The 292-nt window shown below is 40.1% G+C and carries 1 protein-coding gene; it reads left to right on the top strand.

Annotated elements, in window-relative coordinates; translation table 11 throughout:
* On the top strand, positions 1 to 292 hold a 292-nt coding region (locus FLACHUCJ7_RS25245), incomplete at both ends, for an HYR-like domain-containing protein (RefSeq protein WP_394367959.1).

The following is a 292-nucleotide window of genomic DNA, read 5'->3' on the forward strand; positions in this document are numbered from 1 at the left end:
TTTGAATGTAACTTTGCAATGCAGCGACCTTTCAGGATTGGAAAATGCGCAGGCAATATTACCAACAGCTTCTGATCTTTGTGATGCCGATGTATCGAACATCGTAAAAGTAAGCGGTCAATTAATGGCTTCTGAAGGTTGTGGAAATTCAGGAACTTACACCAATACCTGGACCGTTAAAGATGATTGTGGTAATACTTCCGATACTTTCACGCAAGTGATAACAATTGAAGATACTACTGCTCCGACTTGGACTACTGAAACTGCTTCTTTGAATGTAACTTTGCAATGC

Source organism: Flavobacterium salmonis (genome assembly GCF_903819435.1).
Lineage (GTDB): Bacteria > Bacteroidota > Bacteroidia > Flavobacteriales > Flavobacteriaceae > Flavobacterium > Flavobacterium chungangense.